The 8864-nt window shown below is 74.2% G+C and carries 8 protein-coding genes; 3 read left to right on the top strand and 5 right to left on the bottom strand.

The annotated features are described in order from the left end of the window. A partial coding sequence (locus ABD671_RS02000; protein WP_344731532.1) for a M23 family metallopeptidase occupies nt 1–970 on the top strand: 970 nt, incomplete at its 5' end. A 236-nt stretch (nt 971–1206) separates the two neighbouring features. On the opposite strand, the gene pcrA is transcribed toward ABD671_RS02000, so the two are convergent. The 4 genes from pcrA to ABD671_RS01980 all read right to left on the bottom strand — a co-directional run bounded on the left by pcrA (nt 1207) and on the right by ABD671_RS01980 (nt 6069). Further along, nucleotides 1207–3615: a DNA helicase PcrA gene (pcrA, locus tag ABD671_RS01995; RefSeq protein WP_344731531.1), complete on the bottom strand. Its 2409-nt coding sequence runs from the start codon at nt 3613–3615 to the stop codon at nt 1207–1209. A gap of 76 nt (nt 3616–3691) precedes the next feature. Beyond that, nucleotides 3692–4054, bottom strand: a complete 363-nt coding sequence (locus tag ABD671_RS01990) for a hypothetical protein (RefSeq protein WP_344731530.1) — start codon at nt 4052–4054, stop codon at nt 3692–3694. Nucleotides 4055–4081: 27 nt separating this feature from the next. Beyond that, entirely contained in the window at nt 4082–4747 is a 666-nt protein-coding gene (locus ABD671_RS01985) for a LuxR C-terminal-related transcriptional regulator (protein WP_344731529.1), read from the bottom strand. Beyond that, nucleotides 4744–6069, bottom strand: coding sequence for an ATP-binding protein (locus ABD671_RS01980; RefSeq protein ID WP_344731528.1), 1326 nt, complete (start codon nt 6067–6069; stop codon nt 4744–4746). The genes ABD671_RS01985 and ABD671_RS01980 overlap by 4 nt, the downstream gene beginning before the upstream one ends. A 169-nt stretch (nt 6070–6238) precedes the next feature. Between ABD671_RS01980 and ABD671_RS01975 the strand changes: the two genes are divergently transcribed. After that, nucleotides 6239–7531: a PspC domain-containing protein gene (locus ABD671_RS01975; RefSeq protein WP_344731526.1), complete on the top strand. Its 1293-nt coding sequence runs from the start codon at nt 6239–6241 to the stop codon at nt 7529–7531. Continuing rightward, a complete protein-coding gene (locus ABD671_RS01970; protein ID WP_344731525.1) occupies nt 7528–7845 on the top strand; it encodes a hypothetical protein in 318 nt (105 codons plus the stop codon). The genes ABD671_RS01975 and ABD671_RS01970 overlap by 4 nt, the downstream gene beginning before the upstream one ends. On the opposite strand, the gene ABD671_RS01965 is transcribed toward ABD671_RS01970, so the two are convergent. Further along, on the bottom strand, nt 7793–8740 hold the full coding sequence (locus tag ABD671_RS01965; RefSeq protein ID WP_344731524.1) for a glycerophosphodiester phosphodiesterase family protein: 948 nt from the start codon (nt 8738–8740) through the stop codon (nt 7793–7795). The two genes, ABD671_RS01970 and ABD671_RS01965, sit on opposite strands and share 53 nt — an antisense overlap. Between the last annotated feature and the right edge of the window lie 124 nt (nt 8741–8864).

Genomic DNA, 8864 nt, shown 5'->3' with positions numbered 1-8864 from the left:
CGCTCCGGCGCCGGCCCACGCGAAGCCGGCCGGCGCCGTCGTCCGCGCCGACCCGCGCGTCGTCGTCCTGCCGCCCGAGGCCCTGGTCGCGCCGAGCATCCCCTCGACCGACCCCCTGCTTGACACCGGCCGCATCGCCCGGGTGCTCGCCGACCTCGAGCCGGTCGACCACTCCACCTCGTTCGCCACCGACGACACCGAGATCATCCCGCTCCAGCGCCAGGCGGCCCCCGCCTCGGCCGGACGCCGCCGGGCCACGCGCCAGTCCGCGAACCCGTTCGTGCGGCGCCTGCCCTCGCTGCCGCTCGTCGCCGGCGTCGCCGTGCTCGGCATCGCGGTCGCGGGCACGGTGTCGACCGCCGGCACCGACCTCGCCGACGCGCCCACCTCGATCAGCCAGATCGGCGCCGCCGCCGCGACCGGCTCCAGCGGCACGGGCAGCGTCCGCGGTCCGGTCGTCAGCCGCGACGCCGACCGCAGCGACCTCGCCTCCACCGTCGCCCGCCGCAACGAGCGCATCGCCTCGGTCGACAAGCAGGCCGCCGCGCGCGCCGCCGACCTGGCCGCGAACCGCTGGGGCCTGCCGGTCGACCCCTCGCTCTACCACCTCACCGCCCGCTTCGGCGAGTACGGCCTGTGGTCGAGCTTCCACACCGGCCTGGACTTCGCCGCCGCTCCGGGCACCCCGATCCACGCGATCGCGGCCGGCACCGTCACCTTCACCGGCTACGACGGCGCCTACGGCAACAAGACCGTCGTGACCCTGCCCGACGGCACCGAGCTCTGGTACTGCCACCAGACCTCGATCGAGGTCTCGGTGGGCGACGAGGTGGCCTCGGGCCAGGAGATCGGCACGGTCGGCTCGACCGGCCACGTCACCGGCCCGCACGTGCACATCGAGGTGCGCCCCGGCGGCGGCGACCCGGTCGACCCCTACGCCGCGATGGTCGCCCACGGCGTCACCCCCTGATCGGGGTCGCGTCAGCGGCCTCGACGGCACCCCGCGAGACCCGGTGAGCCGGACGACGACCGGTACCGCCCGGCGTCCGGGTGCGGGCCCTTCGAGGCTCGCTCCGCTCGCACCTCAGGGACCGGGGCGGCTCGCTCCGCAGACGCCGGTGGTCGAGGTGCCCGAGCCCCCAGGCGAGGGCCACGAGACCCGGTGAGCCGAACGACCCACCGGTACCGCCGGGCGCCCGCCCGCAGCTACAGCTTCTGCACGGGCGCGTAGCGCAGCAGCAGCCGCTTGACGCCCTCGGAGCCGAAGTCGATGGAGGCCACCGACTTCTCGGCCACGCCCTCGATGGTGACGACCGTGCCGAGCCCGAAGCTGTCGTGGACGACGCGGTCGCCCAGCTCGAGCGCGGGGATCTCGCGGGCCGGCTTCTTGGCCTTCGCCGCGGCGTCGGCGCGCGCGGCCGCGGCGGAGAAGTTGCGGCGACCGGACGCCGTCGGGGCGCCGAGTCCGCCGCTGCCCGAGCCGTAGGCGGGACCCGAGGAGCCCGAGCCCCACGACGAGCTGAGATCGGGGCGCGACCACGACGTCTGCTGGGCCTCGGTGCGACGCCAGTCGACGAGGTCGACGGGCAGTTCGTCGAGGAAGCGCGAGGCCGGGTTGTGCGAGGGCGCACCCCACGCCGAGCGCACGACGGCACGCGAGATGAAGAGCCGCTCGCGGGCGCGGGTCAGGCCGACGTAGGCCAGTCGGCGCTCCTCCTCGAGCTCGGTCTGGTCGCCGAGCGCCCGGCTGTGCGGGAAGACGCCGTCCTCGAGGCCGGTGAGGAAGACGACCGGGAACTCCAGGCCCTTCGCGGTGTGCAGGGTCATCAGGGTGACCACGCCGGTGTCGTCGGGATCGTCGGGGTCGTCGGGGATCTGGTCGGAGTCGGCGACCAGCGCCACCCGCTCGAGGAAGTCGTCGAGCCCGGGGGTCACCAGGCCGGCGTCGACGTCGTCGGGGTCGGCCGAGGGCCCGGGCAGGGGGTCGTCGGAGAACTCGCGGGCCACCGCCACCAGCTCGGCGAGGTTCTCGACCCGCGTGGCGTCCTGCGGGTCGTCGGACTCCTCCAGCGCGGTCAGGTAGCCCGAGCGCTCCAGCACCGTCTCCAGGACGACGTCGGGCCGCTCGCCGCCGGCGACCATCGACTGGAGCTCCTCGACCAGGCCGACGAACGCGGTGATGTTGGTGAGCGACCGGGTGGCCAGACCCGGCGCCTCGGCGGCGCGACGCAGCGCCTCCCAGAAGGTGAGCCGCTCGCGCTCGGCGAAGAGGGTGACGCACTCGACGGCACGGTCGCCGATGCCGCGCTTGGGGGTGTTGAGGATGCGGCGCAGCGAGACCTGGTCGTCGGGGTTGGCGAGCATGCGCAGGTAGGCGAGGGCGTCGCGCACCTCCTTGCGCTCGTAGAAGCGCACCCCGCCGACGACCTTGTAGGGCTGGCCGGTGCGGATGAACACCTCCTCGAAGACCCGCGACTGCGCGTTGGTGCGGTAGAAGACCGCGACGTCGCCGGCGCGGCGTCCGGCGTCGACGAGCTCGTCGATCTGCTGGGAGACGAACCGCGCCTCGTCGCGCTCGTCGTCGGCGACGTAGCCGACGATGCGCTCGCCGTCGCCGGCGTCCGACCACAGCCGCTTGGCCTTGCGGCCCTTGTTGTTGCCGATGACGGCATTGGCCGCGGTGAGGATGGTCTGGGTGGAGCGGTAGTTCTGCTCGAGCAGGATCGAGGTGGCGTTGGGGAAGTCCTGCTCGAAGTCGAGGATGTTGCGGATGTTGGCGCCGCGGAAGGCGTAGATCGACTGGTCGGCGTCGCCCACGACCATCAGCTCGGCCGGCGCGACCCGCTCGGCCTCGGGTCGGGCGTCCTCGGGGTCGTCGGCGCAGAGCTGGTGGATGAGGGCGTACTGGGCGTGGTTGGTGTCCTGGTACTCGTCGACGAGCACGTGCCGGAACCGGCGCCGGTAGGTCTCGCGCACCTCGGGGAAGGCCTGGAAGAGGTGCACCGTGGTCATGATGAGGTCGTCGAAGTCGAGCGCGTTGGCCTCGCGCAGCCGCCGCTGATAGAGCGTGTACGCCGCCGCGTAGGTCTCCTCGAGCTTGTTGTGGGCCTCCCGGGTGGCCTCCTCGGGGTCCTTGAGCTCGTTCTTCTGGTTCGAGACCCAGTGCAGCAGCGCGCCCGGCTGGTACTGGCGCGGGTCGAGGTCGAGATCGGTGGCGACCAGCTGCATGAGGCGCTTCTGGTCCTGGGCGTCGTAGATGGAGAAGTTCGACTTGAAGCCGAACCGGTCGATCTCCTTGCGCAGGATGCGCACGCACGCCGAGTGGAACGTGCTGACCCACATGAGCCGGGCCCGCTTGCCGACCAGCTCCTCGACCCGCTCCTTCATCTCCGCGGCGGCCTTGTTGGTGAAGGTGATCGCGAGGATGGAGCCCGGGTGGGCCTGTCGCTGCGAGATCAGCCAGGCGATGCGCCGGGTGAGTACGCGGGTCTTGCCCGACCCGGCGCCGGCGACGACGAGCAGCGGCGCACCGGCATGGACGACGGCGGCCCGCTGCGGCTCGTTGAGGCCGTCGAGGAGCGGGTGATCAGCGGCGGGCAGCAGGGTCTCGGTCATCCTGCGACCACCCTACGGCGCGGCGCCGACGGACGCCGTGCCCGGGCGGCGTCCCTGGGGACGACGCCCCGCGCCGTCACTTCCAGTGGTGGGCGGAGGACCAGAACACCGCGACGGCGACGTTGGCCGTCGTGAGGCCGAGGATCGCCAGCCACAGCTGCTGACTGATCTGCTCCTTGCGCACGTTGGCCATGACCAGACCGAGCACGACCAGGCCGATGAGCAGCTTGACGGCGATCTTGGTGTTGTTCGGCTCCTGGTCGCCCGCCGAGAGGACGCCGACCAGCGCCAGACCGGCCACGAAGGCGGTGCCGGCGCCGTCGCGCATGGCGGCGTTGACCTTCTTCACCGGCTCCTTGGCCTGGGCGAGGAGACCGCCGAAGAGCGCGGCGAAGCCGAGCAGGTGGATGAACAGCAGGATCAGGCGCACGGTGGACACGCGCCCATCCTTCCAGGTGCGCGCGGTTCAGAGGAGTCGGCGGTCGCTGGCCCAGCGGGCGAGCTCGTGGCGCGAGGAGAGCTGCAGCTTGCGCAGCACGCTGGACATGTGGGTCTCGACGGTCTTGACCGAGATGAACAGCTCCCGGGCGACCTCCTTGTAGGCGTAGCCCCGGGCGATCAGCCGCATCACCTCGCGCTCGCGTTCGGTGAGGCGGTCGAGGTCCTCGTCGACGTCGGCGAGCGCGACCGTCCCGGCGCCGGCGCCCGCGAACGCGTCGAGCACGAAGCCGGCCAGCCGCGGGCTGAACACGGCGTCCCCCTCGGCGATGCGCACGATCGCGGCCCGCAGGTCGGGGCCGCTGATCGACTTGGTGACGTAGCCGCGCGCGCCGCCCCGGATGGTGCCGATGACGTCGTCGGCGGCGTCGGAGACCGAAAGGGCCAGGAACCGCGGGCCGCCGGTGCCGCAGCGGCGCATGACCTCCACACCGCCGCCACCGGGCAGGTGCACGTCGAGCAGGACGACGTCGGGCGCCGTCGCGGCGATCACCGCCACCGCCTCCTCGACGTCGGCGGCCTCACCGACCACGGTGATGGCGCTCGCGGGGTCGCCGGCGCCGAGTTCGGTGCGGACCCCGCTGCGCACCATGGCGTGGTCGTCGACGACGACGACCCGGATCGCTGCACTCATCGGCTCTCCTCCTCTGTGCCGGGGATGCCGGGGGCGCCCGGCACCGGCAGGCGCAGGCGCACCTCGGTGCCGGCACCGGGTGCCGTGACGATCTCGGCCGTGCCGCCGTGGCGTTCCATGCGGTCGATGATGCTCGATCGCAGGCCCAGCCGGTCGGGCCCAACCGCGTCGGGGTCGAAGCCGCGTCCGCGGTCGCGCACGAACAGCTCGATCTGGGCGGGCCCGACCTCCAGGTAGACGTCGACGCGATCGACGTCCGCATGCTTGGCGGCGTTGACCAGGGCCTCGCGGGCCGCGGCCACGATCGGGCGCAGCGCCTCGCCCAGCGGCCGGTCCCCCACGGTCACCAGGTCGATGCCGATGCCGTGGGCGTCCTCGATCTCGGCCACGGCGCGCCGCAGGGCGCGGGCCACGGTGGTGTCGTCGGCGACCTCGCCGGCGTAGAGCCACGACCGCAGATCGCGTTCCTGGGAGCGCGCGAGCCGGGTGACCGCGCCCGGGTCGTCGGCGTTGCGCTGGATGAGCGCGAGGGTCTGGAGCACCGAGTCGTGCAGGTGCGCCGCGACGTCGGCCCGCTCCTGGGAGCGCACCCGCTGCTCGCGCTCGGCGCCGAGGTCGGCGGCGAGCCGGTAGAGCCACGGACCCAGCACGACGGCCATCCCGGCGAGGCTCAGCACGACTGCGGCGACCGGGCCGCCGATCCGCCCGACGCCGCCGCTGAGCACCACGGCGACGAGCGCGCCCGCCACCAGCACCAGGCCCGCGACCACCCGGACGACGGCAGCCGGGCCGCCTCGCCCGAGGATCACCCGGCCCGGGCGAAGCCGCGCGGTCGTGTCGTCCCACCGCTGCCGCTGCGCCTCGTCGGCCTGGCGCCACACGAGCGCGACGCCGACGGCACCCAGCGCGAGCGGCCAGAACACGGCAGCGCGGCCGACCAGCGCCTGGAGCACCAGCAGGACGCCGACCCCGAGCGAGGCCAGGGCGAGGGCGGGACCGGCGTCCCCCCAACCGGCGATCCGGCCCGGACGGCGTCCGGACCGCCGGGCGCTCTCCAGGCCCGGCGCCTCCTCCGGCGCGGCCGCCACCGGCACCATGAGCCACCAGCCCGCATACAGCGCGACCCCGAGGCCGCCCAGCGCTGTGGCAGCCACGAACGCGGCCCGCACGGCCAGCAGCGGGACGCCGAGGTGGCGGGCCAGGCCCGAGGCGACGCCGCCGAGCCAGGCGTCGCCGAGGTCGCGCTCGACGCGACGCGGCGTCCAGGCGGCGCCGTCGATCAGCGCGCCGGCGGCGTCGGGGGTCGGGTGGCTCGCGGTCATCTCCCGCTGATCGTCGCACCCGCGGAGCGCCCCCGACCATGAGGAACGACCCCGGCCGACCCCCGACGCGGCCGGCGTGCGGGTCGGGGATGCCCCCGAGGCCGATCCGGGGCAGGATCAGAGCCCTCACCGATGGTGGACCCGCCGCCCTCGGACCGAGGCTCGAGACATGACCGAGAACCCCACCACGCCGCCGCCCGGCGACAGCGCCGGCCCGCCGCCTCCCCCGCCGTCGGGAGCGGGCGAGGGACCGCGGGTGCGTCCCGAGGACCTCCGCGACCTGGGGCGTCTGCGCCGCAGCAGCGCCGACCGCAAGGTGGCCGGTGTGGCCGGCGGCCTCGCCCGCCACCTCGACGTCGATCCGCTGCTGCTGCGGGTGGCGTTCGTGGTGCTCGTGTTCTTCGGCGGTTCCGGCCTGCTCCTCTACGCCGCGGGCTGGCTGCTGCTGCCCACCGACGACGGCCGCGAGGCGCCGGTGCGCCTCGACGACCGGTCGCGCACCCTGGCGCTGGCCGCCGTGGGAGTCGTCGCCGCCCTGATCCTGGTCGGCGGCGCGACCGACGGTCCGGGGCTGCTGTGGCCGCTGGTCGTCGTGGCCGCCATCGTCGGCGTCGTCCTGCTGGCCAAGGACCACGGTCTGCGACTGCCGGGACGCCGGTCCGCCGGCGGGGGCAGCGTCGCCGGCACGTCGTCCGGCACCTGGTCGCAGCCGGCAGCGCCAGGAGCGCCCGGTGTTCCCGGGGCGCCCGGGGCCGACCCGTCGTGGACGACGTCCTGGTCGGCGTCGTGGTCGGCGCCCGACGGCGGGACCGGCACCCTCACCGCTCCGGTGATCGTGCCCCCGATGCCGGTGCGTCCCGATCCCCGACGCACCGGGCCCCTCCTCTTCGGCTTCACCCTCGCCCTGATGGCCGTGGTGGTGGGATTGGTGGGCGTGGCCGACCTGGCGGGTGCCGGGGTCACGGCGTCGGCGTACCCGGCGTCCGCCCTGGCCGTCGTCGGGCTGATGCTCGTGGTCGCCGCCTTCTTCGGCCGCGGCGGCGGCCTCATCCTGCTCGGGGTCCTGCTGGTGCCGGCGCTGGCGGCGACGGCGGCTGCCGACTCCCTCGACCAGGACGACATCGACCTGCGCCCGACGACGGTCGGCGCCCTGCCGCTCGAGCACGACGGCGGCGTCGGCAGCTACCGGCTCGACCTCACCGGGTTCGCCTCCCCGACCGCGCTGGACGGACGGAGCGTGACGATCTCGGAGGACATCGGACGGATCGAGATCGTCGTCCCCGCCATCATGAACGTGATCGTCGACGCGAAGATCGAGGGTGCCGGGCACGTCCAGGTCTTCGACCGCACATCCGACGGGCTGGGCCCGACGATCAGCACCGGGACCGTGAACGACCCGCGCAAGGCCCTGACCCTCGACCTCACCGTCGGGATCGGGGAGATCGAGGTGATCCAACGATGAGCGAGTACCACGACCCCACCGCCCCGACGGCCGCCCAGACCGCCCCGCTGGCCGCCCAGCCGGCCGTCGACACCGCCGAGCAGGCCGCCCGCCTGCTCCACCCGGTCAACGTCGCCCACCTCGTGATGGGCATCGCGTTCCTGGGGGTCGCCCTCATCGCACTGCTCGTGCAGGGCGACGTCGTCGACACCCACGACCTGCGCTGGCTGCTGCCGGTGCCGTGGATCGCGGGCGGTGCCGCGGGGCTGATCGCCAGTGCGGTCAGGGCCGTGCGGCCCGCACCGCCGGCAGCACCAGATCCGGCTGATCGGTGATCAGGCCGTCGACGCCGAGCGCCACCAGGTGCTCGGCGTAGGCGTGCAGGTCGCCGTGGCCCAGCGGGTTGCGCGCGGGGTGCGCCCGGCGCCGGAACCGCTTGGGCAGGTAGGTGTTCTCGGCCCGCAGGGTCCAGGTGTGCACCGTGAGCCAGCGCTCGTGGGCACGGCGCACGAGGTCGGCGTCCGCGAGCAGCTTGTGGTGGACGCCCAGGCCCGCGGCGTAGCGCTGCACCTCGACCAGGCCGTCGGCGGTCGCGAGGTCGAACGGGTCGTCCTTGTCGATGAGCTGGATCAGCGGCACCTCGACCCGCGCGGAGAGGCCTCGCAGGAAGACCGGGTCGAAGGACATGACCGAGACCCGCGAGCGCGGGTGGTCGACGCCATGGGCGGCCAGCTCGGCCAGCAGCAGCTGGTCGAGCGGGAGGCCCCGCCTGGCCGAGCGCTGGGGGTCCTTGATCTCGACCAGCACCCCGATGCTGCGCTCCGCGGGGTTGGCCGCGACGAGGTCGAGCACCTCGGCGAACGTCGGCACCCCGAAGCGACCGTCGTAGGCGGCGCTGCCGGGCCGCAGCTCGGGCTTGCGTTCGCGGGCGCGCAGGGTGCGCACCTCGGCCAGCGTCAGCTGCTCGACGCGCCAGCGGCCCTCGAACTCGGGGCGCTCGGCGATGTCGGTGGACTTGCGCAGGTCGCTCTCGTGACGCACGACCAGGACGCCGTCCTTGGTGCTGACCAGGTCGAGCTCGATCTCGTCGGCCCCCATCGCGATGGCGGTGCGGAACGACTCCAGCGTGTGCTCGGGCCGGTGGCCGCTCGCGCCGCGGTGCGCCGCGACCGCCGGGGTGACCACGAGCGAGGGGACGGCGGGGCGCTGCCGGAGCAGGTCGACGATCACGTCCTCCACGGTGACGTCGCTCGGCGTCCCGGGTGCCGACGCCGGTCGTCCGCGGGTTGGACGCCGGGTGAACCGTGGGTGCGCAAAGTTCACCGGTGCACCGGTGACTCCTGCACTTCTCAGG

Origin of the sequence: Nocardioides fonticola (genome assembly GCF_039536805.1) — a bacterium.
In the GTDB taxonomy this organism is placed as follows: domain Bacteria; phylum Actinomycetota; class Actinomycetes; order Propionibacteriales; family Nocardioidaceae; genus Nocardioides; species Nocardioides fonticola.
The sequence above is the reverse complement of the archived record's forward strand: the minus strand, read 5'-3'. Positions and strand labels throughout refer to the sequence as shown.

Bases quoted from the DNA above. Each gene is read 5' to 3' on its own strand.
- pcrA (WP_344731531.1), bottom strand. From the start codon at position 3,615: ATGACCGAGACCCTGCTGCCCGCCGCTGATCACCCGCTCCTCGACGGC.
- ABD671_RS01985 (WP_344731529.1), bottom strand. From the start codon at position 4,747: ATGAGTGCAGCGATCCGGGTCGTCGTCGTCGACGACCACGCCATGGTG.
- ABD671_RS01980 (WP_344731528.1), bottom strand. From the start codon at position 6,069: ATGACCGCGAGCCACCCGACCCCCGACGCCGCCGGCGCGCTGATCGAC.
- ABD671_RS01975 (WP_344731526.1), top strand. From the start codon at position 6,239: ATGACCGAGAACCCCACCACGCCGCCGCCCGGCGACAGCGCCGGCCCG.
- ABD671_RS01970 (WP_344731525.1), top strand. From the start codon at position 7,528: ATGAGCGAGTACCACGACCCCACCGCCCCGACGGCCGCCCAGACCGCC.